Source organism: Vallicoccus soli (genome assembly GCF_003594885.1).
Lineage (GTDB): Bacteria > Actinomycetota > Actinomycetes > Motilibacterales > Motilibacteraceae > Vallicoccus > Vallicoccus soli.
Genome location: NZ_QZEZ01000001.1, coordinates 1 through 18,003, shown reverse-complemented (window position 1 = coordinate 18,003; position 18,003 = coordinate 1). Strand labels below are relative to the sequence as shown.

Below are 18,003 nucleotides of genomic sequence, written 5' to 3'. Positions count from 1 at the left end.
CCCCGGGAGGCCCCGTGTCGTTCTTCCTGCCGCCGCACCCCTACCCGCCGGCCCGCCACGAGGGCCCGCCGGCCGCGTCGGCCCGCTGGCGCCGGGCGGGCGGCCCGCCGGACGTGGTGTCGCGCACCGGCTCCTGCGACCACCTCGCCACGGGGGCGACGACGCGCGGCGACTACGGCCTCTACCGCTGGGACATGGGCCCGGAGCCGAGCGGGCCCTCCCCGCACGTGCACCGGACCATCTCCGAGGCCTTCTTCGTGCTCTCCGGCGTCGTGCGCCTGCACGACGGCACCGGGTGGGCGGACGCGCGCCCCGGCGACTTCGTCCACGTCCCCGAGGGCGGCGTCCACGGCTTCCGCAACGAGTCCGGGGAGCCGGCCTCGATGCTCATCCTCTTCTCCCCGGGCGCCCCGCGGGAGCGCTACTTCGAGGGCCTGGCGCACCTCTCGCTCGGCGGGGAGCGCCCGTCGGACGAGGAGATGGCCGAGTTCTACGCCCGCCACGACACCTGGTGGGTCGGGGACTAGCCCCGTCCCCCGCGCGACCGCCCGCCAGGTCGGGACGCGCGCCCCTGGGACCCGGGACGCCGGGCGCCGCAGAGTCTGCGGTGCCCCCGCTGAGGGGGACGGGGCCGCGGGGGGCGGCCCCGACGCGAGGGCCCGGGAGCACCGGGCCGGACCAGGGGGACGCAGTGAGCACGACGACGACGGTGCCGGCGGCGCGGGGCGCGGCGGCACGGGGGGACCGGACGGGCCGGGGGGCCCGTACGGGCCGCGGCTGGGCGGTCGCGGGGCTGGCGGCGGGGGCGCTGGGGGGCGCCGGCATCGCCGCCAGCATGGGGGTCGACGCGGTCTACGACCCGGAGATCCAGGGCGACGCCGCCGCGATCGCCGAGCGGCTGGGGGAGCAGGTCCCCGCGATCCTCGTCTTCCACGTGGCGACGATGGTCTCGGCCCTGCTGCTGCTCGTCTTCGCGGCGGGCCTGCGGCGCCGGCTGGCGGCGCAGGCGCCGGCCGACGGGCTGCTGCCGCAGGTGGCCTCGTACGGCCTCCTGCTCGTCTCCGTCGCGGGCCTCATGGGCACCGCGCTGACGACGGAGATGGCGTTCGCCCTCGCCTCGGACGACGACGTGATCGTGCCCGAGGTGGCCGTGTGGTTCGGGCACTGGACCGGCACGGTGCCGTGGCTCTGGGTCGGCGCGGGGGTCGCCGCCCTGTGCGTCGCGGTCGCGGCGCTGCGCCACGGGGCCGCGCCGCGCTGGCTCGGCTGGACCAGCGCCGTGCTCGGCGGCCTGACGGTGCTGCTCGGCGTCTCGCCGCTGCAGTACCTGGCCGGGATGCTCGGCCCGGTGTGGGTCCTCGTGGCCTCGCTGGCCTTCCTGGCCGGCGACCGCCGGGCCTGAGGCCCCGGGTCCCCCGGGCACCGGTCCCCCGGAAGCGCTGAGGAGTCCGACGGTGACGACCTACAGTCCCGCCGTGACCGATCTGAGGAGCGCTCCCGCAGGGACCGCCCGTCCCGCCGCGACGGGGGTGCGGCGGGGCCCGGCCCCGGGGGGACCGACCACGGCCGGCGGCCTGCCGCGCACCGCGGCGGCCGTCGGCCTGCTGGCGTGGGGGCTCGGCCTCGCCTCGGCGGTGCTCCTCGCCGCGGCGCGCCCGCCGGCGACCGAGGGGCTGTGGTTCTACGCGGTCGACGTGACGGTCGCCGCCGTGTACGGCACCGTCGCCGCGGTCGTGCTGTCCCGCCGCCGGCACGTGGTGCCGTGGCTCCTGGCCCTCGCCGCGGTCGGCGGGGGCCTCGCCGCGCTCGGGTACGCCTGGGGCGAGCTGTCCCGGGCCCGGCCGGCGGTGCCGCCGCTGCCGTGGCTCGTCGACCTGCAGGGCATCGCCTGGGTCCCCGGCACGCTCGCGCTCTTCCTCGTCGTGCCGTGGCTCGTGCGGGACCACCCGCTGGGCCGGGCCCGCTGGGGCCTGGCCGCCGGCTCCGCGCTGACCGTGGCGGTCACGGCGGTGAACGTCCTGCACCGCGACGGGGACGAGCCGCCGCTCTACCTCGCCGCGATCGCCGTCGGGCTGCTCGCCGCGGCCGACGCCGCGCTGCGGCGCGCCCGCGGGCCGGTGGCGGAGCGGGTCGGGCTGGGCTGGCTGGCCGTCGGCACGCTCGTCATGGCCCTGTCCTTCCTGCCGCTCGCGGTCCCGTCGCTCTGGACGGTCCTGCCGCTGTGGTTCCTGCCCTCGCTGCACCTCGCGGCGCAGGCGGTGTTCCCGGGCGCGGTGCTCGTCGCGGTGCTGCGCCAGCGCATGTGGGGCCTGGACCTGCCGGTGAGCCGGGCCGTGCTCGGCGGGCTGCTGACGACCGGGCTCGTCGTGCTCTACGTCGCCGTCGCCACCGTCGCGGCCCGGCTGCTGCCCGGTGGGGACCAGGTGCTGGCCGCGGCCGCCGTCGCCGTGGCGGTGCAGCCGGCGCGCACCTGGCTGCAGCGGCGGGTCACGCGCCTGGTGCACGGCGACGCGGTGGAGCCGACGCGCACGGTGCGCCGGCTGGGCCGTCACCTGGGCCGCGCCCAGACCGCGGACGAGCTGCTCGCCGGCCTCGTCGAGACGGTGGGCGCGGCGCTGCGGCTGGAGTCGGCCGAGCTCGTCGTCGAGGGCGCGACGGCCGCGGCCTGGGGCGCCCCGACGAGCACCCCGGTCGACGTGCGCCTCGTGCACGGCACCGAGGAGGTGGCGGTGCTGCGGGTGACCGCACCGCCGGGCGAGGCGCTGGGCGCGCGCGAGCGGCGGGCGCTCGACGAGCTCGCCTCGGTGGTGTCCGCGGGCGTGGCCCTGGCCCGCACCTCGCGCGACCTGGAGGCGGCGCGCGACCGGCTCACCTCCGTACGGCTCGAGGAGCGGCGGGTCGTCCGGCGCGAGCTGCACGACGGGCTCGGCCCGTCGCTGGCCGGCATCCGCCTGGCGCTGCAGGGCGCGCGCAACCTCGTCGCCACCGACCCGGCCGCGGCCGGGGAGCTGCTGGCGGCGCTGCAGGCCGAGCTCGACGCGCGGGTCGACGACGTACGGGCCCTCTCGCGCAGCCTGCTGCCGCCGGCGCTGGAGACCCTCGGGCTGGGGCCGGCGCTGTCCGAGCTGGCGGCCCGGCACCGCGAGGCCGGGCTGGAGGTCGAGGTGCGCTGCGACGGCGCCGACGGGCTGGAGCCGCGGCTGGCCGCGGCGACGTACGGGATCGTGGTCGAGGCGGTGACCAACGTCGCCCGCCACAGCGGCGCGACCCGGTGCACCGTCGAGGTCGTCGTGGAGGACGCCGTGCTCGTGGTCGTCGACGACGACGGGACGGGGGTGCCCGCCGACGCGGTCCCCGGCGTCGGCACGAGCTCGATGCGCGAGCGGGCGCAGGAGCAGGGCGGCAGCCTCGCCGTGCTGCCCCTGCAGCGCGGCACCCGCGTGCGGGCCGAGCTGCCGGTGGGGCTGCGGTGAGCGTGCGCGTCGCGGTGGTCGACGACCACCCCGTCTTCCGGCTGGGCATGGCGGCGCTGCTCGGCACGCTCGACGGCATCGAGGTGGCGGCGCAGGCGGCCTCGCGCGCGGAGGCGCTGGAGGTCGTCGGCGACGGCGTCGACGTGGTGCTCATGGACCTGCACCTGGGGGACGAGTCGGGCATCGAGGCGACCCGCGACCTGCTCCGCGCGCACCCGCACCTGCGCGTGCTCGTGGTGACGATGCTCGAGGACGAGGAGTCCGTCGTGGCCTCGCTGCGGGCGGGCGCCCAGGGCTACCTGCTCAAGGGGGCCTCCCCCGCGGAGGTCGAGCGGGCGGTGCGCGCGGTGACCAACGGCGAGGTGATCCTCGGCCCGCAGGTGGCCGCGCGGGCGCTGGCGGCGCTCTCCGGCGCGCGGTCCGTGTCCGCCGTGCCGTTCCCGGAGCTGACCGACCGCGAGCGCGAGGTCCTCGACCTCGTCGCCCGCGGCTACGACAACACGACCATCTCCCGCCGGCTCGTGCTGTCGACCAAGACGGTGCGCAACCACGTGGCGAACGTCCTCGCCAAGCTCGCCCTGCCCGACCGGTCCGCGGCGATCGTCCGGGCGCGCGAGGCGGGGCTGGGCGCCGACTGAGGGGCACCCTCAGAGCACCGACGCCCCCGGCGGCAGCCCCGTGCGCCGCCCGGTGGCGGTGAGCAGCAACGGCCCGCTCGTGCCGTCCGCGACCGCGAGGTCGACGACGACGGCGAGCGCCTCGCGGGCCGCCGTCGCCGGGACGTCCGGGGGCAGGCCGAGGGCGGCGGCGAGGTCCGCGCCGTGCACGGCGAGCTCGACGGTGCGCGTCGGCAGGTAGGCGTCGAGCCGCATCCCGCCGGCCAGCGTGGTGAGGAGCTCGGTCCCGTCGCAGCCCTCGACGAGCCGGACGACCCGGGCCGCGAGCGCGGCCACCGCCGCGGCGGGGTCCTCGCCCAGCGCGGCACCGGCGTCGCGGCCCCGCTGCACCACCCCGGGCCCGGACGCCAGGGCGCGGACCGCGCGGTAGTAGTCGGGGGCGCTGGCGACCTCCACGGCCGCGGCCGGCCGCGCGAGGTACTCCTCGACGGTGAGGAACGAGCGGCTCGCGTGGCCGACGAGGGCGCGCACGTCCCACGCGCCGAGCCCCGGCCGCTCCCAGCGGTCGCCGACGAGGGCGGCGGCGCGCACGAGCCAGGCCGCGGCGTCGGCGTACGCGCGGCGGGAGGCGTCCCATCCGTTGGTCATGCCGGGAGGCTAGGGGGCGGCGGGCCGCCCGCGCGGTGCATCAGGGGGACCTCCCGGCCCCTCCCTCAGGGGACGGGGCCCGACGGCGAGGGGGGCGGCATGGAGCAGGGACCGGCGCACGACGAGGTGGCGGGGCTGGTGGACCGCGCCCGGCGCGCCGCGGTCGCGTACCTGGGGGGCGACCTGCGGGAGTACGCGCGGCTCCTGCCCCACGCGGAGGGCTCCTCGCTGTTCCCGCCGGACGGGGGCGGCGCGGTCCGGGGGTTCGACCTCTCCGACGAGCACGTGCGGGCGACGGCGGAGTACTTCCGGGGCGGCGAGGCGGACCTGGAGGTCCACGCGGCGCACACGTCGCGCGACGTGGTCGTCCTGGTGGCCGTCGAGCGCCAGCGCGGCCTGGTGGGCCCGTTCCCCGAGCAGGACTGGTCGCTGCGCGTCACGCTCGTCCTGCGCCGGGCCGGCGCCGGCTGGGAGCTCGTGCACCGCCACGCCGACGCCCTGGTGCACCGGGTCGGGATGGACCAGCTGGCGGCGATGGCGCGGGGCGACCTCGGCGGGGCGCCGCCCCCGGCCTGACCGCCACCCCCTTCCGCACCGCCGCGCGCAGGGCCAGAGTGGTGCCCGTGGGCGGGCGCACCCGGCTGACCGGGGAGCAGGTGGCGGCGGCGGGCCTCGAGGGGTGGGCGCTGCTCCTCGGCGGGCTGCAGACCCGTGCCCGCACGGGGGACTTCGCGACCGGGCTGGCCCTCGTGGCCGCGGTCGGCGCGGCCGCCGAGGAGGCGGACCACCACCCCGACGTGGACCTGCGCTACGCGCACGTCGACCTGCGCCTCACGAGCCACGACGCCTGGGGCGTGACCGGGCGCGACGTCCGCCTAGCCAGGACGGTCACCAGCATCGCCGAGGGGCTCGGCGTCGGGCTCGACCGCAGCACGGTGTCGCGGCTGGAGCTCGCCCTCGACACCCCCGACCGCGCCGCCGTGCAGCCCTTCTGGCGGGCGGTGCTCGGCATGGACGGGCGGACCGCGCCGGGGGTCGACGACGAGCTCCGCGACCCGTACGGCGCCCTGCCCCCGGTCCGGTTCCAGCGCTCCGGCACCGAGGAGCCGCGCCAGCGGTGGCACCCCGACCTCTGGCTGGACCCGGCGCAGGTGCAGCCGCGGATCGACGCCGCGGTCGCGGCGGGCGGGACGCTGGTCAGCGACGCGCACGCCCCCCGCTCCTGGGTGCTCGCCGACGCCGAGGGCAACCGGGTCTGCCTGTGCACGTGGCAGGGGCGGGGCTGAGCCCGCCCGTCCTCACCCGGGGCGCACCAGCCCGTCCAGGACCGTCTCGAGGAGCGGCTCGACGTGCTCGGCGGGCCCGCGCACGGCGGCGACGGCGAGCACGAGGTCCACGACCTGCTCGATGGTGAGGTCGGCGCGCGCCCGCCCGGCCGCCTGCGCGCGGGCGAGCAGCGGCCGCACGGCCGCGACCAGCGCCTCCCGCCCCTCCCCGATCCCGGCCGCGTCGTGCCCGGGCTGCGCCAGCAGCTCGGCGACGACGTCGCGCTTGGCCCGGGCGAAGGCGAAGAACGAGCGCGCCCAGCCCGCGAGGGCCGCTCCCGGGTCGTCGGCCGCCGCGGCGGCCCGCGCCGCCTCCAGCGCGGTGGCGACCTCGTCGGCGTACACCGCCTCGAGCAGCTCCCGGCGCCCCGGGAAGTTGCGGTAGAGCGTGGCCATGCCGACCCCCGCCCGGCGGGCGACGGCCGCCATCGAGGTCTCACCGCCCTCGGCGAAGGCCGCACGGGCGGCCGCGAGCACCTTGTCGCGGTTGCGCCGGGCGTCCGCGCGGCGGGCCGGTGGTTGCAAGCGGACAGCCTGTCCACTACCGTCGATCTGGACAGGCTCTCCGGTCATGCCGGGAGCGTACCCCCCACCCACCCGGAGGACCCGTGGACCACCGACCGCTCGGGCGCACCGGCATCGCCGTCAGCGAGCTCACCCTCGGCGCGATGATGCTCGGCGGCGCCGGCAACCCCGACCACGACGAGGCGGTGCGCCTCGTGCACCGCGCCCTGGACGCGGGGATCACCACCATCGACACCGCCGACGTCTACTCCGGCGGGGAGTCCGAGGAGATCGTCGGCCGGGCCCTGGCCGGCGGGCGGCGCGACGGCGTCGTCCTCGCCACCAAGGTGGGGCTGCCGTTCGACGCCGACCCCAACCACCGCGGCGGGTCCCGGCGCTGGGTCGTGCAGTCGGTCGAGGCCTCGCTGCGGCGGCTGCGCACCGACTGGATCGACCTCTACCAGGTGCACCGCCTCGACCCCGCGACCGACGTCGACGAGACGCTGGGCGCGCTGTCGGACCTCGTCGCCCAGGGCAAGGTGCGGGCGGTCGGCGCCTCCACGGTGCCGGCGTCGGAGATCGTCGAAGCGCAGTGGACCGCCGAGCGGCGCGGGCGCGAGCGGTTCCGCACCGAGCAGCCGCCGTACTCGCTGCTCGTCCGCGGCGTCGAGACCGACGTGCTGCCCACCTGCCTGCGCCACGGGATGGGCGTGCTGACCTACAGCCCGCTGGCGGGGGGCTGGCTCACCGGCCGCTACCGCACGGGGCAGGATGCGCCCGCGTCGCGGCGGGCCGGGCGGTTCCCGGCGCGGTACGACCTCTCGTCCCCGACCGGCCGACGCAAGCTCGAGGCCGCCGACGCGCTCGCGGACCTCGCCGCGGAGGCGGGCCTGACGCTCGTCGAGATGGCCATCGCCTTCGTGCTGCGCCACCCGGCGGTGAGCACCGCGATCATCGGGCCGCGCACGCTCGAGCACCTCGAGTCCCAGCTCACCGCCGCCGACGTCGAGCTGCCGGAGGACCTCCTCGACCGCATCGACGCGGTCGTGCCGCCCGGTACGACGCTGGACCCGGCCGACGCGATGTCCACCTCGCCCGCGCTCACCGCGGCCGCGCGCCGGCGCTGAGTCCGTTGCCGTCCCGGCACGCGGGCTCGCGCTCCCGGCACGGCCTCGGGCACCCTGCCGCTGGTCGGGACGGGCCGGTGCCGGGACGGGCCGGGACGCGTCCGGCCGGCCGCACGAGGCACGGGGAGGACGGCGATGGCCGAGCAGGAGGGGGCGCGGGCCCCGCAGGAGCACGGGTTCGACGCGCCGTACTGGCAGCAGCACTGGCAGCGGGCTCAGGGCCGCCCGGGCGAACACCGGGCGGTTCCGAACCCGCACCTGGTCCGCGAGGTCGAGGGCCTCGCGCCCGGCGACGCCCTCGACGCCGGCTGCGGCGAGGGCGGGGACGCGCTGTGGCTCGCGGGCCGCGGCTGGCGGGTCGTCGGCGCGGACGTCTCCGCCGAGGCGCTCGCCCGCGCCGCGGGCCGTCCGGGCGCCGGCTCCGTCGCGTGGGTGCGGGCGGACCTCACGACCTGGGACCCCGGGCGGCGCTTCGACCTGGTGACGACGCACTACGCCCACCCGGCGATGCCGCAGCTCGCGTTCTACGGCCGGCTGGCCGGGTGGGTCGCGCCGGGCGGGACGCTGCTCGTCGTCGGGCACCTGCGCGGCGCGGGGCACGGCGCGGGGCACGGCGCAGGGCACGGCGCGGGGCACGGCGCAGGGCACGGGCACCCGGAGGGGGCGACGGTGGGCGTCGCCGACGTGGTGGCACGGCTCGACCCCGCGGCGTGGGACGTCGTGACCGCCGAGGAGCACGAGCGCGACGTCACCGCCCCCGACGGCCGGCAGCGGCGCCTGCACGACGCCGTCGTCCGGGCGGTCCGCCGGAGCTGACCCGCGGCGCGGCGGCGTGCGGTTCGATGGGCCGTACGCCGCCGCGCCGGGCCGCCGCCCGGCGCCACCGGGTCGGCGCCACCGGGTCGGGAGGACGCCCGTGCACCTCGCGCAGGTCAACGTGTCGCGGCTGCTCGCGCCGCTGCCGTCGCCGGGCTCGGCGGGCTTCGTCACCGCCTCCGGGCCCGTCGAGGCCGAGGGGGCCGCCGCGCCCGGGTTCGTCTGGCGCACCCACGTGACGGTGCCGGCGGGACGCCGTACGCACCCGTTCTCCTGGGACCTCGGCGACAGCGCCGGCCTCGTGGTCAACCTGTCGGTCTGGGAGTCCCTCGAGGCGCTGGACCGCTTCGTGCACGACGGCCTGCACCGCGAGGCGCTGCGCCGGCGCCGGGAGTGGTTCGCCCGGCACCCGGAGCCAACGAGCGCGCTCTGGTGGGTCCCCGTGGGGCGCCGGCCCCGGATGCCCGACGCCGCGGAGCGGCTGCGCCACCTGCGCGAGCACGGCCCCACCGCGTACGCCTTCACCGCGCGGCACCCCTGGCCGGCACCGGGCGACGGGGAGGGGCCCGCCGGCGCGGCCGCGCCGGCGGCCCGCGGCGCGGTCTGAGCGGGCCCGCTCGGCGCGGGTCAGTCGAGGCAGAACTCGTTGCCCTCGGGGTCGGCCATGACGACGTGCCCCGCGTCGAGCGGGGGCGACGGCTCGTGCCGCTCCAGCCGGCGCGCGCCCAGCGCCACGAGCCGCTCGGCCTCGGCCTCGAGCGCGGCCATCCGCTCCTCGCCGGACAGCCCCGGCGCGGCCCGCACGTCGAGGTGGACCCGGTTCTTGACCTGCTTGCCCTCGGGCACCCGCTGGAAGAACAGCCGCGGCGCCCTGCCGTCGGGGTCCACGACGGCCGAGGCGTCGTTGCGCCGCTCCGGCGGCACCCCGAACGCCTCCAGGGCCTCGTCCCACGAGGCGTACCCCGGCGGCGGGGCCTGCACGGCGGCGCCGAGCGCCTCGGCCCAGAACGCGGCCAGGGCCGCGGGGTCGGCGCAGTCGAAGGTCACCTGGACGTCGCGGGCCATGGCGTCTCCTCCCGGGGGCTCGGGAGCAGGCAACAGCGTCCCGGTCGGCCTGTCCAGCCCCTGCAGCGCGGCTACGCGGGGTCGGGCTCGTGGAGCCGCTGGTGCAGGACGTGGTCCTGCCAGGTGCCCGCGATGCGCAGGTAGCGCGGGGCCAGCCCGATCCGCTCGAAGCCGTTGCGGGCCAGGACGCGGCGGCTCGCGACGTTGTGCACGAGCGTGTCCGCCTGCAGCCGGTGCAGGCCGAGCTCCTCGAACGCCAGGCGCACGGCGAGCCCGACCGCCGCCGTCGCCACCCCCCGACCCGTCACGTGCTGCGCCACCCAGTAGCCGAGGTGCGCGGACTGGAACGCCCCCCGGACGACGTCGGCGACGGTGATGCGCCCGACGACGTCGCCGTCGAGCGTGATGACGAGCGGTACGGAGGTCCCGTCGGCGTGCCGCCGCAGGGCGCTGTCCACCTCCGCCTCCTGCCCGGCGGGCGTGAGGTGCTCGGGCCCGCGCTCGGGCTCCCAGGGGGCGAGGTGCTCGCGGCTGGCGACGAGCAGCCGGGACAGCGTCCCCGCGTCCGCCGGCTCGACGAGCCGCACCCCCACCCCCGCGCCGTCGACCACGGGCGGCAGCCTAGGCGCCGCCGGCCGGGACGAGCTCGCGCAGGAGGACCTCGACGCGGCGGCGGATCTCGTCACGGATGGGCCGTACGGCGTCGACGTCCTTGCCGGCGGGGTCGTCGAGCTTCCAGTCGAGGTAGCGCTTGCCCGGGAAGACCGGGCAGGCGTCGCCGCAGCCCATGGTGATGACGACGTCCGAGGCCTGCACGGCCTCGGGGGTGAGGACCTTCGGCTGCTGCCCGGCGATGTCGATCCCGACCTCGGCCATGGCCCGCACCGCGGAGGGGTTGACCCGGTCCTCGGGCTCGGAGCCGGCGGAGCGCACCTCGACCGCGTCGCCGGCGAGGTGGCTGAGCCAGCCGGCGGCCATCTGGGACCGGCCGGCGTTGTGGACGCAGACGAAGAGGACGCTGGGCTTGTCGGGCATCGGGGCCTCCGTGGTGGGGTCGTGGTCCGTCAGGGGGCGGGCGGCGCGTCGTGCCCTGTCACCGGTGCCCTCCGAGGGGGGTGGCGGCAGGGGGCGCCCCGGTGCCTGTGCCGGGGAAGAAGCGGCGGGCCCAGAGGCTCACGTACACCAGGCCGACGAGGACGGGCACCTCGATGAGCGGGCCGACGACCCCGGCGAGGGCCTGTCCGGAGGTGACGCCGAAGACCCCGATCGCCACGGCGATGGCCAGCTCGAAGTTGTTGCCGGCGGCGGTGAACGCCAGGGTGGCGGAGCGGGCGTACCCGAGGCCGAGGGCGCGGCCGAGCACCATCGACCCGGCCCACAGCAGGGCGAAGTACGCCAGCAGCGGCACCGCGATGAGGGCGACGTCGCCGGGGCGGCTGGTGATCGTGCCCCCCTGCAGCGCGAAGAGGACCACGATGGTGAAGAGGAGCCCGTACAGCGCGAACGGGCCGATCCGCGGCAGGACCCGGGACTCGTACGCCTCCCGCCCGAGGCGCCGCTCGCCGAGGGTGCGGGTGAGGTAGCCGGCGACGAGCGGGATGCCGAGGAACACCAGCACCGAGCGCGTGATGTCCCAGACCGACACGTCCAGCGAGGTCTGGTCCAGCCCCAGCCAGCCGGGGAGCAGGTCCAGGTAGAACCAGCCCAGCGCGCCGAAGGCCACGACCTGGAACACCGCGTTGATCGCGACGAGGACGGCGCCGGCCTCGCGGTCGCCGCAGGACAGGTCGTTCCAGATGAGGACCATGGCGATGCAGCGGGCCAGCCCGACGATGACGAGGCCGGTGCGGTACTCGGGGTGGTCGGCGAGGAAGGCCCAGGCGAGGGCGAACATCACCGCGGGCCCGACGACCCAGTTGAGCACCAGCGAGGCGCCGAGCAGCCGCCGGTCGCCGGTGACCGCGCCCAGCTCGCCGTACCGGACCTTGGCCAGGACCGGGTACATCATGAGCAGCAGGCCGAGGGCGATGGGCAGGCTCACGTCGCCGACCCGGACCGCGTCGAGCGCGTCGTCCAGGCCGTCGACGGCGCGCCCGAGCAGGAGCCCGGCGGCCATCGCAGCGACGATCCAGAGCGGCAGGAACCGGTCGAGCGTGGAGAGCCGGGCCAGGACGGGGGCGTCCTCGCCGCGGCGCGGGGTCTCGGCGACGACGTCGCTCACGTGCTGCCTCTCGGTGGGGGTGGTGGGCCGGTCAGCCGCAGCAGGCGGCGGGCTCGGGGTCCGGGCGCAGGTCGGTCGAGCAGACGCCGGTGGCGGGCAGGTCGAGGCGCACCTCGTCGGCCGCGGCGGTGTCGCCGGCCAGGGCGGCGACGACGGAGCGCACCTGCTCGTTGCCGGTCGCGACGAGGAAGGTGGGCGCCCGGCCGTACGACTTGGACCCCACGACCCACAGCCCGGGCTCGGGCTGGGCGAGCTCGTGGTGGCCGTGCGGCGGGACGGTGCCGCAGGAGTGGTGCTCGGGGTCGATGAGCGGGGCGAGCGCCCGGGGCGCCTCCAGGCCGGGGTCGAGGTCGAGGCGCACCTCGGAGAGGACGTCGAGGTCGGGGCGGGAGCCGGTGGCCGCGACCACGGTCGCCACCCCGGTCAGCGTCCGCTCGCTCCACCCGTCGCTGCCCGTGACGTCGACGGCCGGACCGTCCGCGGTGGGCACGAGGTCGAGCCGCGCGGTGCGGAAGCCGGGCACCAGCTCCACGCGCCCGGACGCGACGAGCGCGCGCAGCAGGCTGCCGATCGCGCCCCGCGCCGGGAGCTGGTCGGCCGCTCCCCCGCCGTACAGCCGGCGCGGGGTGCGCGAGCGGATCGCCCACAGCAGCTCCGTGCCCGGCTCCTCCTCGGCGAGACGGGCCAGGGCGAGGAGCGTGCCGGCCGCGGAGTGGCCCATCCCGACGACGAGCGTGCGGCGGCCCGCGAAGCGGGACCGGTCGGCGCCGAGCACGTCCGGCAGGCCCCCGACGACCAGGCCCGCCGCGCGCGCCTCGGCCTCGCCGAGCGCCGGCAGGCCGTTCGCCCCGAGCGGGCACCGCTCCCCGGTGCCCGAGGCGTCGAGCACCGCGCGGGCGCGCAGCTCCTCGAGCGAGCCGTCGCGGCGGCGCACGCGCACGACGAGGGGGCGGGCGTCCGGACCGGTCGTGCGGGCCTTGTCCATGCCCTCGCGGGCCACGGCCACCACCCGGGCGCCCGTGCGCACGGTGCCCAGCGCCGCCGCGAGGGGCTCGAGGTAGCGCTCGACGAGCTCCCGGCCGGTCGGCGGCACCTCGCCCTCCGGTCGGACCCAGCCGGTCGGGGCGAGGACCCCCGCCGCCTGGCGGTCCAGGAGCCAGCGCCAGGGGGTGAAGGTGCGCACGTGGCCCCAGCCGAGCACCGCCGCCCCGGCGCGGTCGCCGGCCTCGAGCACGACGTGCGGGACGCCGTACCCCGTGAGGTGCGCCGCCGCCGCGAGCCCGGCGGGCCCGGCGCCGACGACCACGACGGGCAGGTCCGCGGTGCTGCTGCTCATGGCCGGTGGCCCTCCCGTGGCGGTCCTTCGACGTTCGTCGAACGCGGTCACTGTGCCGGAGCCCTTCGACGTACGTCAAGGAGCGTGGCACCATCGCCCTCGTGCCCAAGACGCTGCCCGTGCTGGAGGACACCGCCCCGCTGCGGTGCGGACCGCTCGACGCCGCCCCCGGGGCGCTGCCGTACGAGACCGCGGTCGCCCTCGCCGTGCGGCTGAAGGCGCTCGCGGACCCGGTGCGGGTGCAGCTCGTCAGCTACCTGCTGGCCCGGCCCGCGCTCGAGGCCTGCACGTGCGACCTCGCGCCGGCCGTGGGGCTGAGCGAGCCGACGGTGAGCCACCACCTCAAGCAGCTGCTCCAGGCCGGCCTGGTCGAGAAGGAGCGCCGCGGCGCCAACGTGTTCTACCGGCTCGTCCCGGACTCGGTGAGCGCGGTGGGCCGCACGCTCACCCTGTCCTGCTGCTGAGCGCCCCCTCGCGGGCGCACCGGGGGCCCGCGCGGGGCGGACGCTCCCCGCGCCGATGAGCCCGGCCCCGGGCGACGGTCGTACCGGATGATGGCGGCGGACGAGCCCGAGGAGACCGCGATGACCGAGCCCACCACGCGCACGCTGGAGGTGCCGGGCGCCGTCCTGGCGTACGACGTCCGCGAGGGCACCGGCGACGAGCCGCCGCTGCTGCTCGTCGGGTCGCCCATGGGCGCCGCCGGCTTCGCCACGCTGGCGGGGCACTTCCCGCACCGCACCGTGGTGACGTACGACCCGCGGGGCGTGGAGCGCAGCCGGGTCACGTCGGGGCGGGTGCGGACCGAGGTGGCGGAGCACGCCGAGGACCTGCACGCCGTCGTCGGGGCGGTGGGCGGCGGTCCGGTGGACGTGTTCGGCAGCAGCGGCGGCGCGGTCAACGCCCTCGAGCTCGTGGTCAGGCACCCCCGGGACGTGCGGACCCTCGTCGCGCACGAGCCCGCGTCCGCGCCGGTGCTGCCGGACCGGGAGCAGGCGCTGGCCGCGTGCCGCCGGGTGGCGGAGGTCTACCAGGAGCGGGGCCACGGCGCGGGCATGGCCGCCTTCATCGCGGTCGTGGCGCACGAGGGCCCGTTCCCGGACGGCTTCCTCGCCGACCCGCCGGACCCCGCCGCCTTCGGGATGCCCGCGGACGACGACGGCACCCGCGACGACCCCCTGCTCGGCCGGAACATGCTCGCGAGCACGGGGCACGAGCACGACCTGGCCGCGCTGCGCGTGGCGCCGACGCGGGTCGTCGTGGCCGCCGGCGAGGCGTCCGGCGCCCAGATGGCCCGCCGCGGCGCCGAGGGGATGGCCCGCCGGCTGGGGGTCGAGCTGACGGTGTTCCCCGGCGACCACGGCGGCTTCCTCGGCGGCGAGTACGGCCAGACCGGCGAGCCCGAGGCCTTCGGGAAGCGGCTGCGCGAGGTCCTCGAGGGCTGAGGGCCGGGACCGGGGGGCCGGGGCTCGGTGGACGCCGCGGAGGTCGCGCACCGCTTCGGGCTCGGGGACGTGGTGGTCGTGCCCGCGGCACCCGCGGCGCGGGGGCTGCGGGGTGCCGTGCGGCGCCTGGTGACCACGACGGGCACCTGGGCGGTGAAGGTCGCGGACGCGCCCGTCGGCGACGCGTCCGCCGTGGCCGGGACGACCCGCGCGGCGGAGGCTGCGGCGCGGCTGCAGGAGGCGGCGCGACGGGGCGGGGTGCCGGCGCCCGCGGTGCGCCGTACGCGGGAGGGGGCCGCGGTCGCGGTGCTGCACGGCCGGGCGGTCCGGGTGCAGGGGTGGGTGGACGTCGACCCCCCGGACGACCGGCTGGACCCCGCGGCCGTGGGGCGGGTCCTGGCCGCGGCGCACCGGGCGGGCGGGCCCGCGCGGGGCCCGGTCGGGCCCTGGTACGGCGCGCCCGTCGGCGCCGCCGCCTGGGACCGCCTCGCGGCCCGCTCGCTCGCCGCCGGCGCCCCCTTCGGCGCGTCCCTCGCGGCCGCCCGGGCCGAGCTGGTCGCGCTCGACGCCCTCGTGTCGCCGCCCGAGGACCTGCTGACCTGCCACCGCGACCTGTGGGCGGACAACCTCCGCGGCACCCGGGGCGGGGGCCTCTGCGTCCTCGACTGGGACGAGAGCGGCCCCGCGGACCCGGCGCAGGAGCTGGGCTACGTCCTGTTCGAGTTCGCGCGGGACGACCCGTCGCGGGCGCGCGGGCTCGTCGCCGCGTACGAGGCCGCCGGCGGGCCCGCGCGGCTGCGCCGGCTCGGGCAGTTCGGCATGCTCGTCGCCCAGCTGGGCCACCTGCTCGAGGACGCGGTCGAGCAGTGGCTCGCGGCGGGTGGGGCTCCGAGCGCGCAGCGGGCTGCCGAGGTGCTGGACGACCTGCACTCCCGAGAGCGGCTGCACGTCCTGCTGGAGGCGGCGCGGGCGTGACGCCCGCGCCGCCGTCAGGGACGGTCCCGGCCGGGGCCGCCGGCTCAGTCCAGGAGGAAGGTCCAGATCCTGCTGATGGCGCCGTCGGCGACCAGCGCGACGTCCGCGCCGCGCACGACCGGCGGTTGCCCGGCGGGCCCGAAGCCCCAGGCGAGGTAGCCCAGGTCGTGGTTGACGAGGACCGGCCCCGCGGGGGCGAAGACGAAGCCAGGGGCCTCGTCGAGGATCCGCTGCGCCTTGGCGCCCAGCGCGTCGTGCCCGGTGACGGTCTCGTCGGGGTCGGAGAAGGTGACGTCGGGGGCGTACGTCCGCTCGATGGCCGCCCGGCGCCGCTCGGGGTCCCGCTCGCCGAAGACGTCGAGCAGGTTGGCCCGCAGGAGCTCGGCGGTGTCAGCCACGCCCGGCCCCGGCTGCCTCGTCCGTGCCGAGGACGCGGGACAGGAAGGCGACGCCCTGGGCGATGGCCGCCTCGGCGGCGTACGTGCGCCGCAGCGGGTTCAGGCCGACGAAGTCGTGGATGATCCCGCCGTAGCGGACCGCCGTCACGGGGACGCCGGCGGCGCGCAGCTTGGCCGCGTACGCCTCGCCCTCGTCCCGCAGCACGTCCGCCTCGGCGACGACGACGAGCGCCTCGGGCAGCCCGGCGAGGTCCTCCGTCGTCGCCCGCAGCGGGGACGCGGTGATCCCCGCGCGTGCCGCCGGGTCCGTCGTGTACTGGTCCCAGAACCAGCGCATGCCCTCGCGGGCGAGGAAGTAGCCCTCGGCGAACTGCTCGTACGAGCCGGTGTCGAAGCGCGCGTCCGTGACGGGGTAGTAGAGGAGCTGCCCCGCGAGGGCCGGGCCGCCGCGCTGCTTGGCCAGGATCGTCGCGACGGTGGCCATGTTGCCGCCCACGGAGTCGCCGGCCACGGCGATCCGCGCGGCGTCGAGCCCCTCGTCCGCGCCCTGGTCCCGGATCCAGTCCAGGACGGCGTAGACCTGCTCGACCTGCGTCGGGTACTTCGCCTCGGGCGCGAGGTCGTAGTCGGGGAAGACGACGGCGGCGCCCGTCCCGACGGCGATCTCGCGGACCAGCCGGTCGTGGGTGTCGGGGCCGCCGAAGACCCATCCCAGGCCGTGCACGTAGAGCACGACCGGCAGCACGCCCGTCGCGCCCGACGGCCGGACGATCCGCACCCGCACGGAGCCGGTCGGCCCGCCCTGCACCGTCAGGTCCGTGACGTCGGCGTCGAGCAGGGGCGGCGGCGGGTCGGTCTGCACGGCGACGGCGATCCGCCGCCCCTCCTCGGGCGGCAGCTGGAAGAGGAACGGCGGCGTGCTGTTCGCGTCGGCGAACGCCTGCGCCGGGGCCTCGAGCACGGGCTCGACGGGCTCGCTCATGGGGGCACCTCCGGGTGGTCGTCGGCGGGTCGTCCCCACGTCCGCGGGAGGACGAGCGCAAACTACATGACATGTCACCCATGGACCAGCCCCCTCGGGACGCGCTCACGGCGGAGCAGCAGGAGGTCTGGTTCGCGTGGATGCGGGTCGCGCTGCGGATGACGTACGAGATGAACCGGCAGCTCCAGGCGGACAGCCCGCTGTCGCTCCCGGACTACCACGTGCTCAACGCCCTCGCGGACTCCCCGGGCGAGCGGCTGCAGGTCGGTGCGCTGGCCGCGCGCATCGGCTGGGAGCGCAGCCGGCTCTCCCACCACCTGCAGCGGATGAGCGGGCGGGGCCTCGTGGCGCGCACCGCGTCCGGCTCGGACCGCCGGGCCACGGACGCCACCCTCACCGACGCCGGGAGGTCGGCGCTGCTCGCCGCGACCCCCGACCACGCGCGCCTGGTCAGGACCCTGTTCTTCGACGGGCTCGACCCCGCGCTCCTCGCGCCGCTGCGCACGGCGCTCGAGCAGGTCCACGCGCAGCTGCTCGCCGAGGGCACCCTGCCGAGCCCCGGTGCGCCGCAGCACCGGCTCGCTGGGCTCGGCGACGGGGACTGACGGCGGCGCCGCTGCTCCCTGGGCTCAGCCGGCTGCCCGTACGGCCGATGGGCCCGCGTGGCCGGTCGCAGAGGCACCAGCGCGCTGCGACCTCCGTGCGCGCGCTGGCGCGGCCGGGAGCTCGCGCTCCGGCACCCGGTCGTCGCCGCACTGGTCGGGGCGAGCGGCCTGGGCTACGGCCTGGCCCGCACCGGCGACTGCACGGTGCAGTGGCGCGGCACCGCCGCCTGCGCCCTGCACCTGCCGTGGGAGGGGACGGTCGCCGGTGGGGTCGCGTACGGGCTCCTCGCCGCGCCCCTGCTGCTCGTCGCACTGCGGATCGGTCGACGCGCCGGGGCCGGACCTGGCACGGGAACCGGCCGTGGCGGGTCGTCGACGTGACGTGCCACAGCCTCACGCGGGTCGGGTGAGGCGCTGGGCGAGGTGGCGTTCGTGGCGGCGGGGCCGCTGCTCGGGGTCGACCCAC

At 78.1% G+C, this 18,003-nt stretch carries 23 protein-coding genes; 14 read left to right on the top strand and 9 right to left on the bottom strand.

Annotated features, from left to right (window positions below; translation table 11 throughout):
* Positions 1-14: 14 nt before the first annotated feature.
* From D5H78_RS00115 to D5H78_RS00100, 4 genes are all read left to right on the top strand, one after another.
* On the top strand, positions 15-527 hold the full coding sequence (locus D5H78_RS00115) for a cupin domain-containing protein (protein WP_119948395.1): 513 nt from the start codon (positions 15-17) through the stop codon (positions 525-527).
* 164 nt (positions 528-691) lie between these two features.
* Entirely contained in the window at positions 692-1,402 is a 711-nt protein-coding gene (locus tag D5H78_RS00110) for a hypothetical protein (protein ID WP_218566060.1), read from the top strand.
* Between the two features lie 127 nt (positions 1,403-1,529).
* The gene (locus D5H78_RS00105; protein WP_119948394.1) at positions 1,530-3,473 is read left to right on the top strand and encodes a sensor histidine kinase; all 1,944 of its coding nucleotides are present in this window, start codon (positions 1,530-1,532) and stop codon (positions 3,471-3,473) included.
* Positions 3,470-4,111 (top strand): response regulator, encoded by a 642-nt coding sequence (locus D5H78_RS00100; RefSeq protein ID WP_218566058.1) that lies wholly within the window; start codon positions 3,470-3,472, stop codon positions 4,109-4,111. The genes D5H78_RS00105 and D5H78_RS00100 overlap by 4 nt, the downstream gene beginning before the upstream one ends.
* A gap of 9 nt (positions 4,112-4,120) precedes the next feature.
* Here the strand turns inward: D5H78_RS00100 and D5H78_RS00095 are convergent, their stop codons facing one another.
* Complete coding sequence (locus tag D5H78_RS00095) at positions 4,121-4,738, bottom strand: maleylpyruvate isomerase N-terminal domain-containing protein (RefSeq protein WP_119948393.1); 618 nt, start codon at positions 4,736-4,738, stop codon at positions 4,121-4,123.
* A gap of 99 nt (positions 4,739-4,837) precedes the next feature.
* Between D5H78_RS00095 and D5H78_RS00090 the strand changes: the two genes are divergently transcribed.
* Positions 4,838-5,314 carry a nuclear transport factor 2 family protein gene (locus D5H78_RS00090; RefSeq protein ID WP_119948392.1) on the top strand — a complete coding sequence of 159 codons (477 nt, stop codon included), beginning with the start codon at positions 4,838-4,840 and terminating at the stop codon, positions 5,312-5,314.
* 47 nt (positions 5,315-5,361) lie between these two features.
* Positions 5,362-6,024: a 4a-hydroxytetrahydrobiopterin dehydratase gene (locus D5H78_RS00085; RefSeq protein WP_218566057.1), complete on the top strand. Its 663-nt coding sequence runs from the start codon at positions 5,362-5,364 to the stop codon at positions 6,022-6,024.
* A 12-nt stretch (positions 6,025-6,036) separates the two neighbouring features.
* Here the strand turns inward: D5H78_RS00085 and D5H78_RS00080 are convergent, their stop codons facing one another.
* Positions 6,037-6,636, bottom strand: coding sequence for a TetR/AcrR family transcriptional regulator (locus tag D5H78_RS00080; RefSeq protein ID WP_119948391.1), 600 nt, complete (start codon positions 6,634-6,636; stop codon positions 6,037-6,039).
* A gap of 35 nt (positions 6,637-6,671) precedes the next feature.
* On the opposite strand from D5H78_RS00080, the gene D5H78_RS00075 reads away from it, so the two are divergent.
* The 3 genes from D5H78_RS00075 (at position 6,672) to D5H78_RS00065 (ending at position 9,117) form a co-directional block, all read left to right on the top strand.
* A complete protein-coding gene (locus D5H78_RS00075; RefSeq protein WP_119948390.1) occupies positions 6,672-7,694 on the top strand; it encodes an aldo/keto reductase in 1,023 nt (340 codons plus the stop codon).
* Between the two features lie 135 nt (positions 7,695-7,829).
* The gene (locus tag D5H78_RS00070; protein WP_119948389.1) at positions 7,830-8,510 is read left to right on the top strand and encodes a class I SAM-dependent methyltransferase; all 681 of its coding nucleotides are present in this window, start codon (positions 7,830-7,832) and stop codon (positions 8,508-8,510) included.
* 100 nt (positions 8,511-8,610) lie between these two features.
* Entirely contained in the window at positions 8,611-9,117 is a 507-nt protein-coding gene (locus D5H78_RS00065; protein ID WP_119948388.1) for a DUF3291 domain-containing protein, read from the top strand.
* 20 nt (positions 9,118-9,137) lie between these two features.
* Here D5H78_RS00065 and D5H78_RS00060 read toward each other — a convergent pair whose 3' ends face one another.
* The 5 genes from D5H78_RS00060 to D5H78_RS00040 form a co-directional block, all read right to left on the bottom strand.
* Positions 9,138-9,575 carry a VOC family protein gene (locus D5H78_RS00060; protein ID WP_119948387.1) on the bottom strand — a complete coding sequence of 146 codons (438 nt, stop codon included), beginning with the start codon at positions 9,573-9,575 and terminating at the stop codon, positions 9,138-9,140.
* Positions 9,576-9,646: 71 nt separating this feature from the next.
* Complete coding sequence (locus tag D5H78_RS00055; RefSeq protein ID WP_218566056.1) at positions 9,647-10,186, bottom strand: GNAT family N-acetyltransferase; 540 nt, start codon at positions 10,184-10,186, stop codon at positions 9,647-9,649.
* A gap of 10 nt (positions 10,187-10,196) precedes the next feature.
* Positions 10,197-10,610 (bottom strand): arsenate reductase ArsC, encoded by a 414-nt coding sequence (locus D5H78_RS00050; RefSeq protein ID WP_119948386.1) that lies wholly within the window; start codon positions 10,608-10,610, stop codon positions 10,197-10,199.
* 58 nt (positions 10,611-10,668) lie between these two features.
* Entirely contained in the window at positions 10,669-11,796 is a 1,128-nt protein-coding gene (gene arsB, locus D5H78_RS00045) for an ACR3 family arsenite efflux transporter (protein ID WP_119948385.1), read from the bottom strand.
* A 31-nt stretch (positions 11,797-11,827) separates the two neighbouring features.
* Positions 11,828-13,132 (bottom strand): NAD(P)-binding protein, encoded by a 1,305-nt coding sequence (locus D5H78_RS00040; protein ID WP_119948384.1) that lies wholly within the window; start codon positions 13,130-13,132, stop codon positions 11,828-11,830.
* A gap of 101 nt (positions 13,133-13,233) precedes the next feature.
* Between D5H78_RS00040 and D5H78_RS00035 the strand changes: the two genes are divergently transcribed.
* The 3 genes from D5H78_RS00035 (at position 13,234) to D5H78_RS00025 (ending at position 15,552) form a co-directional block, all read left to right on the top strand.
* Complete coding sequence (locus D5H78_RS00035) at positions 13,234-13,596, top strand: ArsR/SmtB family transcription factor (RefSeq protein WP_119948383.1); 363 nt, start codon at positions 13,234-13,236, stop codon at positions 13,594-13,596.
* 120 nt (positions 13,597-13,716) lie between these two features.
* Positions 13,717-14,577, top strand: coding sequence for an alpha/beta fold hydrolase (locus tag D5H78_RS00030; RefSeq protein WP_119949213.1), 861 nt, complete (start codon positions 13,717-13,719; stop codon positions 14,575-14,577).
* 27 nt (positions 14,578-14,604) lie between these two features.
* Positions 14,605-15,552 carry a phosphotransferase enzyme family protein gene (locus tag D5H78_RS00025; protein WP_119948382.1) on the top strand — a complete coding sequence of 316 codons (948 nt, stop codon included), beginning with the start codon at positions 14,605-14,607 and terminating at the stop codon, positions 15,550-15,552.
* 44 nt (positions 15,553-15,596) lie between these two features.
* Here D5H78_RS00025 and D5H78_RS00020 read toward each other — a convergent pair whose 3' ends face one another.
* Together D5H78_RS00020 and D5H78_RS00015 are read right to left on the bottom strand one after the other, a co-directional pair.
* Positions 15,597-15,950, bottom strand: coding sequence for a nuclear transport factor 2 family protein (locus D5H78_RS00020; RefSeq protein WP_119948381.1), 354 nt, complete (start codon positions 15,948-15,950; stop codon positions 15,597-15,599).
* Complete coding sequence (locus D5H78_RS00015; protein ID WP_119948380.1) at positions 15,943-16,932, bottom strand: alpha/beta hydrolase; 990 nt, start codon at positions 16,930-16,932, stop codon at positions 15,943-15,945. Before D5H78_RS00015 ends, D5H78_RS00020 begins: the two co-directional genes overlap by 8 nt.
* Positions 16,933-17,012: 80 nt before the next feature.
* Between D5H78_RS00015 and D5H78_RS00010 the strand changes: the two genes are divergently transcribed.
* Together D5H78_RS00010 and D5H78_RS00005 are read left to right on the top strand one after the other, a co-directional pair.
* Positions 17,013-17,537, top strand: a complete 525-nt coding sequence (locus D5H78_RS00010) for a MarR family winged helix-turn-helix transcriptional regulator (RefSeq protein ID WP_218566055.1) — start codon at positions 17,013-17,015, stop codon at positions 17,535-17,537.
* A 57-nt stretch (positions 17,538-17,594) separates the two neighbouring features.
* A complete protein-coding gene (locus D5H78_RS00005; protein ID WP_119948378.1) occupies positions 17,595-17,918 on the top strand; it encodes a hypothetical protein in 324 nt (107 codons plus the stop codon).
* Positions 17,919-18,003: the final 85 nt, after the last annotated feature.